Genomic DNA, 20,409 nt, shown 5'->3' with positions numbered 1-20,409 from the left:
TATTGATTAATAATTGAGATGGAATTCTACCACAGCTTCAATTCCTTTGCGGAATATATCCAGAGAGAAGTTTTCATTGGGCGAATGGATGGCGTCACTTTCCAATCCGAATCCCATGAGAACGGTCTTTATACCTAGGATTTGTTCAAAATCGCTGATGATAGGAATACTTCCTCCACGGCGTACGGCAAGTGGTTTTTTTCCGAATGCCTTAGCAAAGCCTTTTTCGGCAGCCTGGTAAGCGGGCAAGGTGATGGGGCATACATATCCTTCGCCTCCGTGCATCGGGGTTACTTTTACTTGTACATATTCCGGAGCGATAGACTGGATATAGTCCACAAACAATTGGGAAATTACAGCGTGGTTTTGATGTGGAACCAGTCGGCACGATACCTTGGCATATGCTTTTGAGGGAAGTACTGTTTTTGAACCTTCGCCTGTATATCCGCCCCAGATGCCACAAATGTCAAAAGAGGGACGGCAGCTGTTACGTTCTAAAGTAGAATATCCTTTTTCACCTTTCAGTGCTTTTACACCGATGGCTTCCATGTATTTTTTTTCGTCGAAAGGAATTTGTGCAATCATCTCACGTTCGGCTGCCGGTACTTCCTCTACATCGTCATAGAAATGGGGGATAGTGATGTGTCCGTCTTCGCCAATGACTTGGGCTAACATACTGCACAGGGTATTGATAGGATTGGCTACCGCTCCGCCGAAGTGTCCGGAATGAAGGTCACGGTTCGGACCGGTCACTTCTATTTCCCAATAAGCCAGTCCTCGTAAACCTGTGGTCAGAGAGGGAAGATCCGCGCCTAGCATACTGGTATCCGAAACAAGAATTACATCGGCTTTCAGCAATTCCTTATGTTCTTTGATGAAGGTATTCAGACTGGGAGAACCTATTTCTTCTTCACCTTCGAAAATAAATTTCACATTGTGTTTCAGCAGTCCGTTTTTTACTACGTATTCGAATGCTTTTACTTGGATCATGGCTTGTCCTTTATCATCGTCAGCTCCACGTGCCCAAATGTGTCCGTCACGAATTTCAGGTTCAAAAGGCTGGCTTTTCCACAGGTCCAACGGCTCGGCAGGCATTACGTCATAGTGGGCATAAATCAATAGGGTAGGAGCATCATTGCTTACATGCTTTTGTGCAAATACCAATGGATTGCCTTGTGAGGGCATTACCATGGCTTCGTCTGCTCCGGCTGCCAACAAAAGTTCTTTCCAACGTAAGGCACAGGCCAGCATATCGTCTTTATGTTCGGGTAAAGCACTGATACTGGGAATACGGATGAGGCTGAAAAGTTCCTCCATGAAGCGCGCTTCATTTTCTTTAATGTATTGTTTTATTTCCATAATTGAATGATTCTTATAGTTGTGTAGTTCTGTCTATCAGATAATAATCCAAAATGGTCATGGCAGCCATGGCTTCTACAATGGGGACGGCACGCGGCAGTACGCAGGCATCATGACGCCCTTTGGCTTTCATGGTCGTGTCTGTGCCGTTGATATTTACTGTATGTTGCTCCATCAGAATTGTGGCAACTGGCTTGAATGCCACACGGAAGTAAATGTCTTGCCCGTTGCTGATGCCTCCTTGTATTCCTCCGGAATAATTACTTTTTGTTTCTACTCTTCCGTTATTATTATAAAATACATCATTCTGCTCACTGCCTTTTAGCTCCATGGAGTCAAAACCTTGTCCGTAAGAGAAACCTTTTACGGCATTGATACTTAACATGGCATTTCCTAGTGCGGCATGTAACTTACCGAATACGGGTTGCCCTAGTCCGATAGGGCATCCTTTGATGACGCAACTCACTACCCCGCCTATTGTATCGCCTTCTCCTTTGATTTTCCAGATAAGTTCTGCCATTTCCTTGGCTTTCTCCGGATCGGGACAACGCACATCGTTTGTTTCTATCAAGTCGAGGTTATAGCTTTTGTAATCTTTATCAAGTTTGACAGGTCCTACCTGTGAGGTATAAGCTGTGACACTGATTCCTAGTTGTTTCAATGCCAATTTGGCTAAAGCTCCTGCTACTACACGTGAAATGGTTTCTCGTGCTGATGAACGTCCCCCGCCACGGTAGTCACGGATTCCGTATTTTTGCATATAAGTATAATCTGCGTGTGAAGGGCGGAACAGATTCTTGATATTCTCGTAGTCGTTTGAATGTTGGTTCTTGTTCCATACCACAAATCCGATGGGGCAGCCGGTGGACTTGCCTTCGAATATACCTGAAAGGAATTCCACTGTATCAGGCTCCTTGCGGCTGGTGGTAAGTAATGACTGTCCGGGACGGCGGCGGTTCAGTTCCTGCTGAACGAAATCCATATCAATCTTAATACCGGCAGGGAAGCCGTCAATGACGCCGCCTACTCCCGGTCCATGGGATTCACCGAAACTGGTTAACCGGAAAATATTACCAAATGAATTGAACATATTGCTTGTAGTTTTAAAAGTTTCTTTCCGTAAAGATAATGATTTTAGGGATAATATACTTGATTGTTGCTGAAAAATTAGCAGAATGGATAAAAATGGGGTACGGATTGTATGAATTTTACAGTTTTTCTTATTCCAAACTGTAAAATTCATACAATCCGTACCCGGAAACTGTTTCTTAAGGATGGAAACAGGTATCTTTTACGAGTTAGAATTCTACCTTAGGTGCTTTATCGGCTCCTTCCTCAGATTCAAAATATGGGCGTTTGTTAAATCCGAACATGCCAGCAAGCAAGTTACGGGGGAAAGTACGGATGGCTGTGTTATATGCCCGTGCTGTGTCATTGAATCTTTTGCGTTCTACACTGATCCGGTTTTCTGTACCTTCCAATTGTGCTTGCAACTCTTTGAAGTTCTCATTGGCTTTCAAGTCGGGATAAGCTTCGGTGATAGCGAGCAGGCGGCTCAATGCACTACCTACTTCGCCTTGTGCCTTTTGATAGGCCTGCATTTTTTCGGGAGTCAGGTCATCGGCGCTGATCTGCATCTGAGTGGCTTTGCTACGGGCGTCTACTACGGCTTGAAAAGTTTCTTTTTCGTGTGAGGCGTATCCCTTTACTGTATTTACCAGGTTGGGTATTAAATCAGAACGGCGTTGGTACTGGTTTTCTACATTGCTCCACGCTGTGCTGACAGATTCATCCATTTTTACCATACCATTATAAGAGGTTATTCCCCAAATGGCAATTAATACAATGACTACTATTACAATAATCGTTGACTTTTTCATATGTATATACTATTAAAATTATGAATATTCTTGTTCTTAAAAACGGCTTCCGGCTCCTCCGCCTCCAAAGCTTCCACCTCCGAAACTTCCTCCGCTAAATCCGCCTCCACTTCCACCGTGGCCACCAAAAAATCCTCCTCCCATTCCGCCTATGAACGGCCCTCCTCCTCGGGGGCCTTTGTAATTTTCATCTCTCGACCGTTCTTTCCGTCTGAGGATATGTCCGCAATTTCTGCATTTATATACTACTTCTTCAGTCTTTGTTCCGTTACTTCGGTCTATAACTTTGGAGGAAAGACGTTGCAGTTTGTGTTTTTTGCAATGGGGGCAGCGTGTTTTACGCCAGTTTGCATACAATCCGATGCCAATAAATCCTCCAAAAATCACAAAAAAGATGATAATGAATTCCAAGGGATCATCTTCGCTTTCGTCATTGCCGATATTTTCCATGGAACCGTCCAGGTAGCCGTTTACAGCCCGTATTCCTGCTACCATTCCGGCGTTCCAGTTATTGTCCTTGAAATAGGGCAGCATATAGCGGTTCTGAATCCGTTTGCAGATGGCATCCGGCAATATCCCTTCAAGGCCATATCCGGTAGCGAATTGCACACACCGTTCGTCGGTGGAAAGCAAGATGACCAATCCATTGTCACGTTCCTTTTGTCCTACGCCCGTTTCCTGTCCCAGCCGGTGGGCAAAATCAAAACAATCACCTCCCTCTATGCCTGTTACCGCTACCACTAATGTCTGTATACCTGTTTTTTGCTCTAAAGCGTAGAGGATGCTGTCCATAGTGGTGACAGCGGTGGATGAAAGGATACTGTCGGGATTGCTGACGTAGCGGGTACGGTTTTGCAAATGTACCATCGGTATGTCTTTTATGGCATATTCTTTGGCTTGAAGCTGGACGGAGCCTAGAAGCATGAAAAAAGTAAGTAAAAATGTCAATTTTCTCATTGGATGTATTTGTCTACAAATGCTTTTACTTTTTGGGTATATTCTTCAGTATTGAACAGATAGGAATGTGCATGGTCTGCTTCCGGAACTATCCATAATGCTTTGGGCTGAGGTTTTGCCTCATACAATTTGTACATCATCCATGTGGGTACGTAGTCATCTTTATCACCATGGATAAAGAACATGGGCAGATGGCATCGGGCTACCTGTTTCAATGCGGATGCTTCTTTGAACCCCCATCCATATTCCAGCTGGCATAACCAGTCGGCGGTGTACATTAACGGGAATTGAGGCAAGCCGAATTGTTCTTTCAGTTCTTTGGAAAATTGGTCCCATACGCTGGTATATCCGCAGTCCTCAACAAAACATTTCACATAGTCGGGCTGCAGTTCGCCCGAAACCATCATAGTGGTGGCTGCACCCATCGAGATTCCATGTACTACCATGCTGGTGCTGTCACCGTAAATTCGATTGGCAACCTCCATCCATTGTGTTACATCTTTGCGGTCTAACCATCCCATTTGTATGGCATTTCCACCGCTCAGGCCAGTGTCGCGTAAATCTGGTAGGAGGATGTTGAAATCCAGTTTTTTATTGTATAGATAACCTATCATCATCATGCGGATGGCATTGTCTGTATACCCGTGTACTATAACTGCGGTTTTGGCTGTCGGGCGGCTGGAAGCCACATAGTAAGCATGCAGTTTTACGTGGTCGGGAGAATAGATAAAGGTATCCTTCAGTGCTTGGTTCTGTTTCAGACTATCTATCCACGGTTTTAGATAGGGGTAAGTCTTAAACATATATTGCCAGGAACTTTCCAAATTCTTTCCTCTGTTTTCAGGGCGTAAGGAATAGTTCAGCATATATTGACTGCCTCCAAGTAGGATTATAATAAGCAGAACGAATATACTACTCGTTCCAATAATCATTTTTTTTCTTTTCATACCTTAACTATTTGTTCCATATATCCCATGCACCAAAGGCTTGTAATAAGAGCATTTCTAAACCGTTTTTGGTAATTGCCCCTTTGTCTGCCCCCTTTTTCATAAAAAGAGTAGTGTCAGGATTATATAACAAATCATAAAGCAAATGGTTGGGTGTGAGATATTGGTATGGAATATTGGGATATTCATCGGCACGGGGATACATACCTACAGGAGTACAGTTGACAACTACTTTATACTCATCCATGATTTCGGGAGTGAGCTGATCGTAAGTCAGCATTTCTTCACGCAGGTTCCGTGATACGAATTTGCATTCCAAACCTAATTTTTTCAGTCCGTAAGCAATCGCTTTCGAGGCCCCTCCTGTTCCTAGGATCAGAGCTTTTTTGTGCTGGGGTTCCAGCAAGGGTTCGATAGATTGAGTGAAGCCAATCACATCGGAATTATAGCCTATCAGCCTGGTCTTACCTTTTTGGCGGACAATTTTGATTACATTGACGGCTCCGATGGCTGCCGCATCTTTATCCAGTTCGTCCAAATAAGAGATGACTTGTTCTTTATAAGGTATAGTGACATTGAGCCCTACTAAATCAGGATTAGCCAATAGCACAGAAGGCAGTTCTTTGATGGATGGGATTTCGAAGTTTACATATTCGGCATCAATGTTTTCCGAATGAAACTTTTCATTGAAAAAGTTCTTTGAGAACGAGTGTCCTAACGGATAACCTATCAAACCATATTTTTTCATAAAACTCTATACTTTAAATTATTTCGTTGCTAAATAAAGCGTACAGATACCTAGTGTCAACCGCTTGAAACTCACCTGGTTGAATCCGGCTTTACGGATAATGTCTGTCATTATTTCGCCTTGTGGAAAGGCTTTGATGGACTGCGGCAGGTAAGTGTAGGCACTACGGTCTTTAGAGAGTAGCTTGCCCAAAGTGGGGATGACTATTTTAGAATAGACAGCATATAGCTGTTTCATGGGGAACCAGTCGGGTTCGGAGAGTTCCAAAATGACTAGTTTTCCGTTGTCTTTCAGTACGCGGTGCATTTCGCGGAGTCCTTTGTCAAGGTCTTCGAAATTGCGTACACCGAATGCTACGGTAATAGCGTCAAAGCGTTTGTCGGGAAAGGTGAGTGCTGTACAGTCTTCCTTAGCGAAAGAGATGCGGCTGTCCAGTCCGGCGGCTTTTACTTTTTCACGTCCCACATTCATCATGCCTTCGGATATATCGGTACCTATCAGCTCTTGGGGGTGAAGTGTCTGACAGGCTTGAATGGCAAAATCGCCCGTTCCGGTGGCTACATCCATTATGTGTTGCGGGTGAAAAGGTTCCAGCCAGTTAATGGCTTTGCGGCGCCAGCTTTTGTCAATGTTCCATGAAAGGGCATGATTCAACTGGTCGTAAGCAGGGGCAATGTTGTCGAACATTTTCTCTACTTGGACGCTTTTCTTTTCGTCAGCGTTGTAGGGCTTGATTTTTTCTTGTGGGTAGTTCATGTTTAATTAAAATTGAAAATTAAAGATTAAAAGGAGAGGATGGAGGATAGATTCCTGTACCTGTCTTTTAATCTTTAATTTTTCATTTTTATTTATTTCAAGTATTCGGTTACGTTCTTTTCTATACGTGCGGCGATATTTTCAGTGTCTGCTTTCACAAATTTTTCGCCGGTGATGTGTTCGAACAGTTCCATGTAGCGTTCGCTGATAGAATTAACGATTTCCGGGGTCATTTCGGGAACTTGTTGTCCTTCTTTGCCTTGGAAACCATTTTCCATCAACCATTCGCGTACGAATTCTTTAGAAAGTTGTTTTTGAGGTTCGCCTTTTGCAAAGAGTTCTTCATAACCTTCCAAGTAGAAATAACGGCTTGAATCCGGAGTGTGGATCTCATCCATCAGATAAATAGTGCCGTTGTGTTTACCGAATTCGTATTTGGTATCTACCAGGATCAGTCCGCGTTCTGCAGCGATTTCAGTACCGCGTTTGAACAGAGCCAATGTATACTTTTCCAATATTTCGTATTCTTCGGGAGTGGCCAGACCTTGTTTCAGAATTTCTTCCTTAGAGATGTCTTCGTCATGCAGGCCCATTTCGGCTTTAGTGGTTGGAGTAATGATTGGTTCGGGAAATTTCTGGTTTTCTTTCATTCCTTCGGGAAGTTTTACACCACAGATTTCACGAACGCCGTTTTTGTAAGCACGCCATGCGCTACCGCACAGGTAACCACGGACAATCATTTCCACAGGAAAACCTTGACACATAACTCCTACGGTAACCATAGGATCTGGAGTCGCCATTTTCCAGTTGGGGCAGATGTCGGTAGTTGCATCTAGAAATTTGGCTGCAATCTGGTTCAGCATTTGTCCTTTGTAGGGAATACCTTCAGGCAGAACTACGTCGAATGCGGAGATACGGTCGGTAGCTACCATTACTAACTTTTCGTCATTGATGTTGTATACATCACGCACTTTGCCGTGGTACACACTTTTCTGTCCCGGAAAGTTAAAGTCTGTTCTTGTTAATGCTTTACTCATGTCTTTATTTATAATTAAAATCAATAAATTCGTTTTATGTTTTCAGATTTTTCACTTCGTTCAGAATGACATGAATGAAAGGTTTTCTGTTTTTCTTCAAACTTCTCGTATGCTTCCACAATGCGGGTAACCAGTTTGTGCCGTACAATGTCCTTCTTGTTGAGTTCGATGAAACTGATTCCTTTCACGCCTTTCAGAATTTTTAGTGCCTGTATCAACCCCGAAGTTTGTGAAGATGGTAAGTCTATCTGTGTCATGTCACCTGTTACAATCATTTTGGTGTTCATCCCCATACGGGTGAGGAACATCTTAATTTGCTGGGTGGTGGTATTTTGAGCCTCGTCCAATATCACTACAGCATCATTCAAGGTGCGTCCGCGCATAAATGCCAATGGGGCTATTTGAATCACATTCAATTCCATATATTCTTTTAGCTTGGCGGCGGGAATCATATCTTGTAATGCGTCATACAGTGGTTGTAGATAAGGGTCAATCTTATCTTTCATATCACCGGGTAAAAATCCGAGTTTTTCTCCTGCCTCCACAGCCGGACGGCTCAAAATAATTTTTTTGATTTCTTTGTTTTTCAGGGAACGGACAGCAAGGGCGATAGCAGTGTATGTCTTTCCTGAACCTGCGGGACCGATAGCGAACAGCATATCGTTCTTTTCATATTCTTGTACCAGCTTCAACTGGTTCTCACTACGGGGAACGATCGGTTTTCCTGTTACACTGAATACAATAGTATCCCCTGTATTCTCTATTTGGGGTGAACGACCTTTCACTATGTCTAAAATCACTTCTTCTTTCAGTGAGTTATACTGGGCGCAATGCTTTTCCAATGCCAATATATTCTCTTCAAAAGCACACATTTCCTCTTCGTCTCCCAATACTTTGATGACATTTCCACGTGCCACAATTTTTAATTTGGGATACAAAGCTTGTATCATTTTCATATTGACGTTGTTTACGCCATAAAATATCACAGGATCAATATCCTCTAAAACTATATGTTTTTCTATCATTTAACTAGTTTAGGTACTTTATGTACTTGTTTATAGGGTGCAAATTTAATGAAAGGTTTTCATTGTTCTTATTTTCCGGGCAATTTATTTGCATAAGCTTTTTCAGAAAAAGGATTTTAATCTATCTTTGCGAGGAATTTGAAAAGATAGTTAGATTATGAATTGTATGAAAGGTGCATGTTGCACGCTATTGTCACTGTTGTTTTCCTTGACAGTTTCTTCCGGTTGCAAGGAAAAAGATATGTCCATGAAGATGAACGAGCCTCATAATATAAAAGGTGTAATTAGCTATAAACGTAGTTTCGGTGATTTGAATGATACTCATCTCAGTGTGGCGAAGAAAATAGGAATTCGTCCGTTGGTTTCTCGTTCGGAAGCAGAGGGGCTGGGTGGCAAATTGGTTCAGATAAAACCCTGTGAGCGTTATGCCATGGATTCGCTGACTCACTCCATTCCTTTTCTGATTCCGCAGGCTAGTGCGTTATTGGATACAATAGGAGCCAATTTTTTGGATTCATTGAGTTGCAAAGGATTGAATCCTAATCAAATCATTGTTACTTCTGTACTTCGTACGGCAGATGATGTGAAACGTCTTCGTCGTCGCAATGGAAATGCTTCTGCCAATTCAGCTCATGCTTTTGGGACAACTTTCGATGTCAGTTACCGTCGGTTTTGTAAAGTGGAAGACCCGGATGGACGTCCTATGCAGGATGTTAGTCCGGATACGCTGAAGTTGGTATTGGCCGAGGTACTCCGTGATCTTCGGAAATCGGACAAATGCTATATTAAATATGAGTTGAAACAGGGATGTTTTCATATAACAGCCCGCTGATTTATTGAATTTTCACTTGGTCGGAGGCTTTACGATGCGGTATTTCATATATTTGGCTTATGATGGAACGAATTATCACGGTTGGCAGATTCAGCCCAATGGTGACAGTGTACAGGAAACATTAATGCGTGCTCTTTCTACTTTTCTCCGTCAAGAAATAGAGGTAGTGGGAGCGGGACGTACTGATGCCGGTGTGCATGCGCGTCTCATGATCGCGCATTTTGATTATGACCGGGAGTTGGATTGTGTTCAGATAACGGAGAAATTGAATCGCTTGCTTCCTCCCGATATAGCGGTTTACGCTGTAAAGCGGGTGAAGGATGATGCGCATGCCCGTTTTGACGCGACTTATCGTACTTATAAGTATTATGTGACTACCCGGAAAGATCCGTTTAACCGTCACTATGCCTGGAGGCTTTTTAATTCATTGGATTTTGAGAAAATGAATGAGGCTGCCCGTGTATTGTTTGATTATACTGATTTTACCAGTTTCAGTAAATTGCATACTGATGTGAAGACGAATAATTGCCGGATTATGCATGCTGAATGGACGCAGGTGAGCGGGACAGAATGGGTATTTACTATTAAAGCTGACCGTTTTTTACGGAATATGGTAAGGGCTGTGGTAGGTACGTTGGTAGAAGTGGGACGTGGTAAAATGACTGTGGATGAGTTCAGGAAAGTGATAGAGGATAAAGATCGTTGTAGTGCCGGGAGTTCTGTTCCGGGACATGCCTTGTTTTTGGTAGATGTGGGATATCCGGAAGAACTGTTTATTGTTTCTCCGTCAGATATTTCCAATATCTGACAGGCATATCTTGCCGGTGTTTTCTGAGATTCCAACGTTCTTTGATGCAAATGGACTTGAAATATGTTTTCCAAAGTTTCTGAAACAATTTCTCATCATTGTCCATCAATGTTTCATTTAGCATTCCTGTGACCAGATGTGCTTGGCGGGGGTCTTCAAATGTTACTTCTTCCATCTCCGTCAGATTATAGTAATATCCATATTGTCGCTTCACATCATAAATGAGCCAACGCTGGTCGGCAAACCGGTCTTTGAAATGATCCACAGCCAGTGGCAGTGCGTTGAATTGAGGCTCTACGGCTGCAAAGAAAGTTCCGTCCGCAGCTTTTTGGAAACGGACGAACTGCATGAGGTGTACTCGTTCTCCATCTACTCTTTTATAGATTTTCGCAAGCTCCAGCACATCAGGATCGGCAAAGTTGGTTTCGATGGAATGAGGAGAGTTTATGGCCTTCCGGATATAGCGGAAAAGCATTTCGTCCACCTTTGGTAATTCTGATAACCAGCAGCAGGTCAGGCATAACAGGGCATGCTTGGAGATTTTTTTCTGTAATCCGCGCCACACTCGTCCGGCTTTCTCTTCATCAGTGGCTATGTGTATGGCTCCATCATAAAATAAGGGTAGCGGCTCGCCTTCCATCAAGAGCGAGTCTGGAAAGGTTTTGCGGAAGTAGGCATCGAAAATGCAAGTCAGCAAGCCTTCAAACGTATGGTCATAGATAAACAGAATCATTCGTTATCAGTGAAGTTTAGTATTAATTGGCGTTCGTCCACTTTCTTTTTGGGTTTGGGTACTAACAGTCTGCGTACTCCTGTCGGGGTCAGTTCATTAACAGTTCGGGTGGGGAGTTCGTTGCAGGTTATGAAGTATTGCGCTTTTTTCATCACTACACCTATTTTTTTCAGTTCATAGAATCCCAGTTTGGAGAAGCGGCGTGATGCGATGATTTGTCTTGCCGATTTGATTCCGATGCCCGGTACTCTGAGAATCATTTCGTAATCTGCCTGATTTATATCTATCGGAAATAGTTCGGGATGCCGTAATGCCCAACCTAGTTTGGGATCGATTTCCAAATCCAGGTCGGGATAGGAGTCATCTACTATTTCTTCTACTTTAAATTGATAGAAACGTAACAGCCAGTCGGCCTGATACAAACGGTTCTCCCGTACCAATGGCGGCTGTTTCAGTGCCGGAAGCCGTTTGTCGTATGTATTTACGGATATATATCCTGAGTAGTAAACGCGCCTCATGGTGGGGTGTTGGTAGAGTGAAGAAGAAAGATAAAGGATGTCTTTGTCTGATTCGGTTGTGGCACCGACAATCATCTGCGTGCTTTGTCCGGCAGGAACGAAGCGTGGAACATGGCGGAATTTTTTCCGGTCTTCCTTATTGGTAAGTACTCCCTGCTGGATATAGCGCATGGGCTGGTACACACTTTTGTGATCTTTTTCGGGAGCCAGTAATTTCAGATTCTCTTCTTTGGGAATTTCTATGTTTACACTGAGGCGGTCAGCGTAGAGTCCGGCTTCATTAACTAGTTCGCGACTGGCTCCGGGGATGCTTTTCAGGTGAATATATCCGTTGAATTTGTGTACTAACCGCAGGTCTTTGGCAACACGTACCAACCTTTCCATGGTGTAATCCGGATTGCGTACAACGCCGGAGCTGAGGAAAAGCCCTTCTATATAGTTGCGCCGGTAGAATTCGATGGTGAGGTCTACCAGTTCGCTTACCGAAAGTGTGGCACGGGGAATGTCATTGCTTCTTCTATTGATACAATAGGCACAGTCATATATGCAATAATTGGTCAGCATAATTTTCAGCAAGGATATGCAACGACCGTCCTCAGCGAAGCTGTGGCATATTCCCCAGCCGCCTACGGTGTTTCCCAATGTGCCTGATTGGTTACGGCGCACAGTCCCACTACTGGAGCAGGAAACATCATATTTGGCAGATTCTGCTAGTACTTTCAATTTGGCAAGGACATTCTCATTCATTTAATCAGAATATTTCTGCCAAAAATACAGATAGTCTTTGGAATGGGCAAACGGTTTGGCATTTTCTCCGTTAATTTTTAACTTCTTTGTTGGATTATACTGTTCCTTTTTTCTAATTACAATATAAGCCCGCTTGCTTTAAGCAGGTGTGTATTGGTGGTGACTATAATTCTTTTAACTTCTTTGTGGAGAATATATGGGGTATTGGAACGTGGATGAACTCTGTATGAATTCCATCGCTTTTTTTATGTTAAAATGCTACTTAAACATTAGTTTATGTAATATAAATTAAGGCGGTTTGCAAATTATTTGTTAATTTCGCACTTAATTTTTAATGTTTAATATAAAAAAATATTTATGGAGTGGTTTAAGAAAAAAATGAGAGTCTTTCTTTTTGTCTGTTTGTTATTCCCTTTTTATAGTTATGCGGCAAAGATTTCTTTGTCTATAAGTGGTAAAATAGAAGATCATTCAGCAATGCTTTATTTTCCTGACGGGAGAGAACTTCCTATTTCAATAGATGCTTCAGGAAAGGGAGAATTGGTAGTCGATGTTACGGAGCCTGTTTATGTGGCATTAGGTTATCATTATATAAGTCGTACTTTGTTGCTTACACCTGATACAGATATACAAATTTCTTTTGAAAATAAAAAATTTGGAGAACGTGTAGCCATTACAGGCACAGGTTCACAAGTAAATATCTATTTGAATAACGGACGTTTGAAAGCAGCAAAAATTGATGATATGGCATTAGGAGAAAAAGCGTTCTTTTTGAAAATGGATAGTATTTTGAATGTAAATCTGCAAGAGTTGGATCATGCCGGATTATCAGAGGAAATTAATGAAATGGAGAAAATACGTTTGAAATATTTTACTTGTGCTACATTGCCTTCTTATCCTTATTTCCATATGCGTATAGCTAAGGATTCTACTTATGAAGCTTCTTTAGAATATTGGAGTAAGTTACAGGAGTTGATGGTTATGGATGCTTCTTTGTTGCGATATGACGAATTCCGTTCATTTTTGGTTGAGGCGGTAAGCAGAGTGGCAAGAAAACAATACCCGGAATCAAAGTCTTTGGATGCGGTAGTCCGATATGTGGAATCGGAAGTGAAGGAGCCTGGTATTGCAGAGTTCTTAATAAATAAGAATGTATATGCTTATGTAGAGAGATATGGACTTGATTCTGCTGATGCTTATTGTGCTGTGTTCGATCGGTATGTAAAATCACCGCTATTGGTGAAGAATTTTGAGACATTGTGCAATCGTTGGCGCAAATTGTCGGTAGGAGCTCTTTCTCCAAATTTTAACTGTACGGATTTGTCTGGTAAAAAAGTTTCTCTTTCTGATTTTAAGGGAAAGTATGTATATATAGATATTTGGGCTACTTGGTGTGGTCCTTGCCAACGTGAAATTCCACATTTGCAAAAGTTAGAAGAAAAATACCATGGAAAAGATATTTATTTTGTTAGTATCTCATGTGATAATAACAAAAAAGCATGGGAAAATAGAGTGAGGGCTGGTTTAAAGGGTATTCAGTTGCATTTTGTAAATGGAGATACATTTATGAATGACTACATGATAAAGGGGATTCCCCGTTTTATTCTTTTAGATAAGGAAGGAAAAATTATATCGGTGGATATGAGTCGTCCTTCTGATCCCAAAACAATAGCTAAATTAGATGAATTACTTAACTGACTTTTATATTGATAAATTTTTTTAATTTTATGAGTGAAGAATCAGTAAACTCAAGAAGGTGCAAAGGGGGAAATCTGTTTTTTTCAAGAATTCTTTTTTGTATTTGTTTGTGTGGACCGGTAGCTTATGCGTTGGCAGAGGAAAGTACTGTCGTTTCAGAAATACGGCAGAATGAAAAAAAATCTATTTCGGGAGTGGTTACAGATACTAATGATGAACCGTTGATTGGAGCGACTGTATTGGTAAAAGGAACTCAGAATGGTACCGTAACAGATGTGGATGGACGTTTCCATCTGAAGGTAAACAGTGGGGAAACACTTGTGGTTTCATATATTGGTATGAAATCAAAAGAAGTGGCGGTTGTGGATGGAAAGAAAGAGCTTTTTATTCGGTTGGATGCGGACACTGAAATGTTGGATGAAGTGTTGGTTACTGGATATCAGACTTTGTCGAAAGAACGTTCTACGGGTGCGTTTTCTAAAGTTTCTACTGAAAAGTTAGAGTTGAAACGTATGGATAACTTGTCTTCTATGCTTGAGGGACAAGTGGCTGGATATGTGAATGGACAGATTCGTGGTGTCACAACCATGAATGCTGTCGCGAATCCGATGGTCGTGATTGATGGATTTCCTGTAGAAAATACAACATTAGACAGAATAGGGCAGACAACTGAAAATATGCCTGATTTAAATCCGGAAGATATTGAAAGCGTAACAGTGCTGAAAGATGCTGCTGCTGCTTCTATCTACGGTGCGCGAGCTGCTAATGGCGTGATTGTGATTACTACGAAAAAGGCTAAAGAAGGTAAAGCGGAAGTAAGTTTTTCTTCTACCTTTACAGTGCACCCTTATTCTTATTATAAAAAAAATCGGACTAATGCGGCTGATGTTATTGCTATGGAACGTGAATGGGCGACTATGGCATTGAGTACGCCTGAGGCTGCGGAGATGCAGGCTGCCGATTTGCGTGAAAACGGACCATATCCTAGTTTGGGAGTTAATACTTTGTTAGATATGTACACTGGGAAAATCAGTATGGCTGAGGGAGATAAAATTCTGAATCAGTTGGCTTCCTACGGTTATCAATATTATGATCAGGCAGAAAAATATGGTAAGCGTAACCCTTTTTACCAGCAGTATAATTTGAGGGTAGGTAAAACAACAGAGCGTAATTCTTTTAATTTCTCTACTACTTATTGGGATAATGATTATGAGGATATAAATCATAGTGATTGGAAATTAGGTATCAATATTACTAATTCATTACAGCTAACCAATTGGTTGCATTTTGATACAGGCGTTTATCTGAAATATGGCAAAGAGAAGAACCAGTCATATGATTTGTTTGATCCGGGCTTTTCTGTCATGCCTTATGATCCGTTGGTCAATGCAGATGGAAGTTATTTTGTGGCACCTTCACAAAGTGACAAGTCACGTCGTGATTTAGTAGATCAATATGGGCTGTATTCAGAAGATCTCGTGCCGATGGATGAGTTGAATTATGCTCTTAATACAACCAAAACTTTTGAAACCCGCGCTTATGCTAAGTTGAAGTTTGATTTGACTTCTTGGTTGAATTACAATGTGATGTTCCAATATGAAACAAGTGATTCGGATTATGAATCATTGGGTGAGAAAGAGTCAAATTTTATGCGTAAGCGTATTAATGATTTTACCAGCAAATCACCGAATGGCAGTTCTTTGGTATATAATCTGCCGAATGGAGATTCGTTTCATACGTTGAAGAACAGCAAACATAGTTATAACTTCCGTCAACAGTTGAGTCTTGATAAAACATTTGATGAAAAGCATAATTTAGTATGGATATTAGGACAGGAAGTGCGCCATTCATTGATTAATTTTGATGAAAATACGGTATACGGATATGATCCGGAGCTTAAAACATGGCAAAATTATAATATGAAAGATTTGGCTTATTTTTCGGGCTTGTTAGGATCTGCTCAGTTAGATCAGAATAGTATTGCTTCGTCTCGTGAATTGCTTAATCGTTTTGTTTCCTTCTATTCGAATGCATCGTATACGTATGATGATAAATATGTACTTTCTGGAAGTATTCGTTGGGATCGTTCGAACTTGTGGGGAACTAATTCGAAATACCAGAATAAACCTTTATGGTCAGTCGGGGGAAGTTGGAATATCTATAAAGAGAAATTCTTTCAAGCGGATTTTGTAGACATGTTGAAATTACGCGCTTCATACGGTATTGGTGGTAATATTGGGCGTAATACAGCTCCCTATCTGATAGCTTCCTATTATGATTCCAGCCTTGTGGATGGTATGGCAGGGTCTGTGAATACTCCTCCCAATAAGGATATCCGTTGGGAAAAGACAACGACTGTGAATGTAGGTGTAGATTTTGCTTTGTTCCGTCATCGTCTGTCGGGAACAATAGAGTATTATAATAAATATAGTGTTGATCTACTTGCTGCTATAAATGGTAGTCCTACACAAGGGTTTGGCTATACAACGTTGATGACGAATAATGGAAAAATGGTAAACCGGGGAGTGGAAATCACTTTGAGCGGAGAGATTATCCGTCAGAAGGACTTTAGTTGGAACGCTTCATTGTTATATGCATTTAATCGTAATAAAGTAAAACACATCAGTGTGCAACCAAGTTTGTGGGATAGCCGTATAAGTATGCCTACCAGTTATCCTATGGTTGGAAAACCATTATATGGTATTTATGCGTATAAGTGGGCTGGATTGAATGAGAATGGTGATCCACAGGTATATGATGCGGAAAATAATGTCACTTCAGGTCCTGCACGTGATTATCATGCATTGGTTTATTGTGGTACGACTGTTCCTATACATAATGCTTCGTTAACCAATGTATTACGTTATAAAGGTTTTGAATTTTCAGCAATGCTGATATTGGATGCAGGTCACAAGTTGCGGTCAAGCAATATTCCAAGCATTAATATGTCGAACGGACGTATTACATCTACTGCTAAGGGTATAGTGGACCGTTGGACTCAGCCTGGGGATGTAACGGACGTACCACGTCTGCTTTTCTCTAATGATACGGAGAATTTTAATACACACCGTACGGAATTATATCGTTATTCGGATTTGTTTGTGTATGATGCATCAAATATTCGTTTGAGTAATATTTCATTGGCGTACAGAGTTCCGGCCCATTGGTGCAAGAAAATTTCTCTTTCCGGCGCTCGTCTTCAGTTCAATGTAGAGAATGTAGCAACATTTGCTTTTGATAGTAAAGCGAATTACGATTTAGGCGGTAAAGTGAAACCGAATTATGTATGGGGATTGTATTTGAATTTTTAAAGGATGAATAATATGAAAAAACAAATGATAAAGATAAGCAGTCTGCTTTTTGTTATGGTGGCTATGATGCTTTCCGCTTGTGATGATTATTTGGATGATGTGCCGAAAGGGCAGAAGATTCCGAAGACATGGGAAGACTATAATGCTTTTATCCGAAATAATTTTTCCTACCATTTTCTTGATCCCGATCAGCTTGCGGTATTAGCAGGAGATATATTTAAACTTCCTTCTGCCGTAACTAGTCCGTCGTTAACACGTGCCAATTATTACGCAGATGAATCTGTAAATCGAATAGACTTAATGACAGGCAATGATAAGAACCCTTATTTTAATGCTTATGAGGGACTTTTTGCGTGGAATCTAATCGTAGAGGATGTACCGGATGCGACAGAATGTACGGAGGTTCAGCGCCGTCAGTTAATAGCTCAGGGACGTGTTCTTAGAGCCATGCATTATTTTTATTTGGCTAATTTTTATGCTGACCAGTATGATGAGGCTACTAAGGATAAACTGTCAGTTCCTTTGATAACTTCGGCTTCTGTGGAGGCTCCGTCGCCGCAGGTAACTTTGCAAACAATCTATGAGTTTATGCTTGATGATTTGAATAAGGCGGTTGAAGATCTGCCTGTACATAGTGAGTCGATTCTTCATCCTAATCGGGCACTTGGATATGGTATGTTGGCTCGAGTGTATTTGTCTATGGGGGATTATGACAATGCTTTGAAGAACGCTTCATTGGCATTGGAGCAAAATGACCAGCTTTTTAACTGGATAGATCTTTATGAGGCGGATAAGGAGCGCTATGATGATCCCAAGAATTATACATCAGGGGTAGCCGGTAATCCTGAAACAGATAATGTAGAGAATTATATTTATTGTTATGGATCTTCCACTTCAGGCTGGACTGGTTTGAATAACACAAGCTACGCTATTTCTCCTGAACGGGCGGCTCGTTTTGAAAAGGGGGATACTCGTCTGCTGACCCATTGGAAATCCAGAGTGTCATCTTCCGGTATTCCTTATTATGCGGGTATCTATGCTTTGGAAATGAATAAAGGAGGTATGCGTTCACCTGAAATGTATTATATAAAGGCCGAATGTTTGGCTCGTAAAGGGGGAGAAGCTAATATTAGAGAAGCAATGGAACTGGTGAATAAGGTGAGAAAAACACGTATTCTTCCTGAGTTTTATCAAGATTGGACTGCTGCAACAACGAAAGAAGCAGTGGAAAAAATAATAAGAGATAAAGAGAGTGAATATATCCAGACTCAGGTTATATATTGTGATTATAGACGTTTGAATAAGGACCCGGAGTATGCCCGTACTTTTCCACGTACTATTGAAGGAAAAGAGTATATTCTAAAGTCTGATTCGCATTTATGGATTATGCCTTTTCCGCGTGAAGCCGTATCTAATCCTGGAAATGGAACGATTACACAGAATGTGGAAAAGTAATAAAGCGATAATTTTGCGATAGAATTTATATTATCGATAGGAGTATTCTGAAAAGATTAAGAAATATCCGGATATCCTATAGAGAGAAACAAAAAGGGCGGAACAAAAAATCCGCCCTTTTCTCGTTTTATTATTTTTCAAATTGGATTAGTGGCAATGTCCGCATCCACAGTTGTTTTCATCACTACAACCATCACCGCATCCACCTCCGCAGTCACCACAACCACAGCCGCATCCTTCTCCACTCATCATTTTTACCATTTCCTGAATTTCTTCATTAGTGGCTGTGCGGGATTCTACTACTTCACCTTCAAAAGTGAGATCTTTACCTGCATGAGGATGGTTTAAATCTACAGTAACAGTGTCATTGGTTACTTCGCTTACGGTAGCGTAGAAGTGATGGCCTTCATTGTCCTGTAAGGGAATGACAGCCCCCGGGAAGATACGTTCTTCATCAAAAACACCATCAATGGTGAACATATCTTTAGATACAGTGCGCACACCTTCGGGCATATATTCTCCGTAGGCTTCTGCGGTAGGAATGACAAATTCAAATTTATCACCCTTCTTCAAGGCTGTTATTTCTGTTTCAAAGCGTTCCAGTGTGGTTCCTAAGCCGGATATGAACTGGAAAGGATGTTCTACAGTTGCTTCTTCTACCAATGTTTTCTGGCCGTCTTGCATTACATAAAGTTTGTATGCTACGGTGATGTACTTATTTTCCATGTTTTCTTATTATAATAATGTAATATAAACTACTTACGTAAGTTTTCCGTTGGCAAAGATACGAATTAATTCCCCTTAATCCTTTGTTATTACGTTTATATTACATAAATTTGTTATTATGATACTATAAATGCATTTTCGGTGGCGTTTAATCCTTGATATAAATCAATTAACTGCTCGTTTTGATAGATGTTTGCTTTAATTAACAGATATATGACAACATGTTATAAAGCATGTTGTTATATTTGCAACGTAAAGAGAATGAGATAACGAGATTGTTTTTAAAAGGTATTATTTAGTTCTTGGGTACTAGGTACTAAGTAAATTGTTTTTAGGTTTAACAAATTAAAATTTTAGGTATTATGAAACGTTTAGTATTGTTGGTTGTAGTGGCATTAGGAATGTCAGCTACAAGTTTTGCAGGAGAAAAAGTAGAAGGTAAAGATTGGAAGGTAGATGTTAACGTCGCAAAGTTGAGCAAATATTTGAATCTGGATGCACGTCAGATGGAGGAGGTTGCTAATATTTCTGATTATTTTGCTGACAAAGTGCAAAGCGCAAGCTACGCAAAAGAAGCTAAACAAGGTAAAAAATTGCGTGAAGCCGTATATGGAAACTTCAAACTGATGAAACGTACATTGACAAATGAGCAGTACAAGAAGTATGTGCAGTTGTTGAATGTCACATTGAAAAACAAAGGGTTGGATTCCTATATGGAAGATGTGGCGAATAAGTAAATTTATAAAATGAAATAAATGAATAGAAAAGAGAGTGCATTGGTTTGTATTCTCTTTTTTATTTATCCGTCGGAAGATATAGTGTATATTTGTGATAAAATGATTGTTTAAAGCCCGATTTAGTTACGAATGATA

18 protein-coding genes are annotated in these 20,409 nt (G+C 40.9%); 6 read left to right on the top strand and 12 right to left on the bottom strand.

Annotated elements, in window-relative coordinates:
• Window positions 1–6 precede the first annotated feature (6 nt).
• The 9 genes from RE317_RS02695 to RE317_RS02655 all read right to left on the bottom strand — a co-directional run bounded on the left by RE317_RS02695 (window position 7) and on the right by RE317_RS02655 (window position 8,709).
• Window positions 7–1,359, bottom strand: a complete 1,353-nt coding sequence (locus RE317_RS02695; RefSeq protein WP_008669924.1) for a dipeptidase — start codon at window positions 1,357–1,359, stop codon at window positions 7–9.
• A 13-nt stretch (window positions 1,360–1,372) separates the two neighbouring features.
• A complete protein-coding gene (gene aroC, locus RE317_RS02690; RefSeq protein WP_005847197.1) occupies window positions 1,373–2,449 on the bottom strand; it encodes a chorismate synthase in 1,077 nt (358 codons plus the stop codon).
• A 208-nt stretch (window positions 2,450–2,657) separates the two neighbouring features.
• The gene (locus RE317_RS02685) at window positions 2,658–3,239 is read right to left on the bottom strand and encodes a LemA family protein (protein ID WP_117616185.1); all 582 of its coding nucleotides are present in this window, start codon (window positions 3,237–3,239) and stop codon (window positions 2,658–2,660) included.
• Window positions 3,240–3,275: 36 nt separating this feature from the next.
• Window positions 3,276–4,196 carry a YgcG family protein gene (locus RE317_RS02680; protein WP_117616186.1) on the bottom strand — a complete coding sequence of 307 codons (921 nt, stop codon included), beginning with the start codon at window positions 4,194–4,196 and terminating at the stop codon, window positions 3,276–3,278.
• Window positions 4,193–5,143: an alpha/beta hydrolase gene (locus RE317_RS02675; protein WP_117616187.1), complete on the bottom strand. Its 951-nt coding sequence runs from the start codon at window positions 5,141–5,143 to the stop codon at window positions 4,193–4,195. Before RE317_RS02675 ends, RE317_RS02680 begins: the two co-directional genes overlap by 4 nt.
• 7 nt (window positions 5,144–5,150) lie before the next feature.
• Window positions 5,151–5,891 (bottom strand): shikimate dehydrogenase, encoded by a 741-nt coding sequence (locus RE317_RS02670; protein WP_005847207.1) that lies wholly within the window; start codon window positions 5,889–5,891, stop codon window positions 5,151–5,153.
• An 18-nt stretch (window positions 5,892–5,909) separates the two neighbouring features.
• The gene (gene ubiE, locus RE317_RS02665; RefSeq protein ID WP_005847210.1) at window positions 5,910–6,647 is read right to left on the bottom strand and encodes a bifunctional demethylmenaquinone methyltransferase/2-methoxy-6-polyprenyl-1,4-benzoquinol methylase UbiE; all 738 of its coding nucleotides are present in this window, start codon (window positions 6,645–6,647) and stop codon (window positions 5,910–5,912) included.
• Between the two features lie 92 nt (window positions 6,648–6,739).
• Window positions 6,740–7,684 (bottom strand): phosphoribosylaminoimidazolesuccinocarboxamide synthase, encoded by a 945-nt coding sequence (locus RE317_RS02660; RefSeq protein WP_117616188.1) that lies wholly within the window; start codon window positions 7,682–7,684, stop codon window positions 6,740–6,742.
• Window positions 7,685–7,704: 20 nt separating this feature from the next.
• Window positions 7,705–8,709, bottom strand: coding sequence for a PhoH family protein (locus RE317_RS02655; protein WP_016270171.1), 1,005 nt, complete (start codon window positions 8,707–8,709; stop codon window positions 7,705–7,707).
• 157 nt (window positions 8,710–8,866) lie between these two features.
• Between RE317_RS02655 and RE317_RS02650 the strand changes: the two genes are divergently transcribed.
• Window positions 8,867–9,541 (top strand): DUF5715 family protein, encoded by a 675-nt coding sequence (locus tag RE317_RS02650; protein ID WP_117616189.1) that lies wholly within the window; start codon window positions 8,867–8,869, stop codon window positions 9,539–9,541.
• A 34-nt stretch (window positions 9,542–9,575) separates the two neighbouring features.
• Complete coding sequence (gene truA, locus RE317_RS02645) at window positions 9,576–10,349, top strand: tRNA pseudouridine(38-40) synthase TruA (RefSeq protein WP_005847217.1); 774 nt, start codon at window positions 9,576–9,578, stop codon at window positions 10,347–10,349.
• Here truA and RE317_RS02640 read toward each other — a convergent pair.
• Together RE317_RS02640 and RE317_RS02635 are read right to left on the bottom strand one after the other, a co-directional pair.
• The gene (locus RE317_RS02640; protein ID WP_005847219.1) at window positions 10,315–11,082 is read right to left on the bottom strand and encodes a TIGR03915 family putative DNA repair protein; all 768 of its coding nucleotides are present in this window, start codon (window positions 11,080–11,082) and stop codon (window positions 10,315–10,317) included. The genes truA and RE317_RS02640 overlap by 35 nt on opposite strands.
• A complete protein-coding gene (locus tag RE317_RS02635) occupies window positions 11,079–12,347 on the bottom strand; it encodes a putative DNA modification/repair radical SAM protein (protein ID WP_005847221.1) in 1,269 nt (422 codons plus the stop codon). Before RE317_RS02635 ends, RE317_RS02640 begins: the two co-directional genes overlap by 4 nt.
• Before the next feature lie 357 nt (window positions 12,348–12,704).
• On the opposite strand from RE317_RS02635, the gene RE317_RS02630 reads away from it, so the two are divergent.
• From RE317_RS02630 to RE317_RS02620, 3 genes are all read left to right on the top strand, one after another.
• Window positions 12,705–14,045 carry a TlpA disulfide reductase family protein gene (locus tag RE317_RS02630; RefSeq protein ID WP_008669932.1) on the top strand — a complete coding sequence of 447 codons (1,341 nt, stop codon included), beginning with the start codon at window positions 12,705–12,707 and terminating at the stop codon, window positions 14,043–14,045.
• Window positions 14,046–14,152: 107 nt separating this feature from the next.
• Complete coding sequence (locus tag RE317_RS02625; protein ID WP_224205139.1) at window positions 14,153–17,356, top strand: SusC/RagA family TonB-linked outer membrane protein; 3,204 nt, start codon at window positions 14,153–14,155, stop codon at window positions 17,354–17,356.
• A 12-nt stretch (window positions 17,357–17,368) separates the two neighbouring features.
• Window positions 17,369–18,811: a RagB/SusD family nutrient uptake outer membrane protein gene (locus RE317_RS02620; RefSeq protein WP_005848212.1), complete on the top strand. Its 1,443-nt coding sequence runs from the start codon at window positions 17,369–17,371 to the stop codon at window positions 18,809–18,811.
• A gap of 147 nt (window positions 18,812–18,958) precedes the next feature.
• On the opposite strand, the gene RE317_RS02615 is transcribed toward RE317_RS02620, so the two are convergent.
• Window positions 18,959–19,537: a peptidylprolyl isomerase gene (locus tag RE317_RS02615; protein ID WP_005847229.1), complete on the bottom strand. Its 579-nt coding sequence runs from the start codon at window positions 19,535–19,537 to the stop codon at window positions 18,959–18,961.
• A gap of 362 nt (window positions 19,538–19,899) precedes the next feature.
• Between RE317_RS02615 and RE317_RS02610 the strand changes: the two genes are divergently transcribed.
• A complete protein-coding gene (locus tag RE317_RS02610; RefSeq protein WP_005848211.1) occupies window positions 19,900–20,274 on the top strand; it encodes a hypothetical protein in 375 nt (124 codons plus the stop codon).
• The last annotated feature ends 135 nt before the right edge of the window (window positions 20,275–20,409 follow it).

The organism is Phocaeicola sp. GP0067 (assembly GCF_031119655.1).
Classification (GTDB): Bacteria; Bacteroidota; Bacteroidia; order Bacteroidales; family Bacteroidaceae; genus Phocaeicola; species Phocaeicola vulgatus.
Note: the sequence above shows the minus strand (reverse complement) of the source record. Positions and strands in the feature narration are given on the sequence as shown.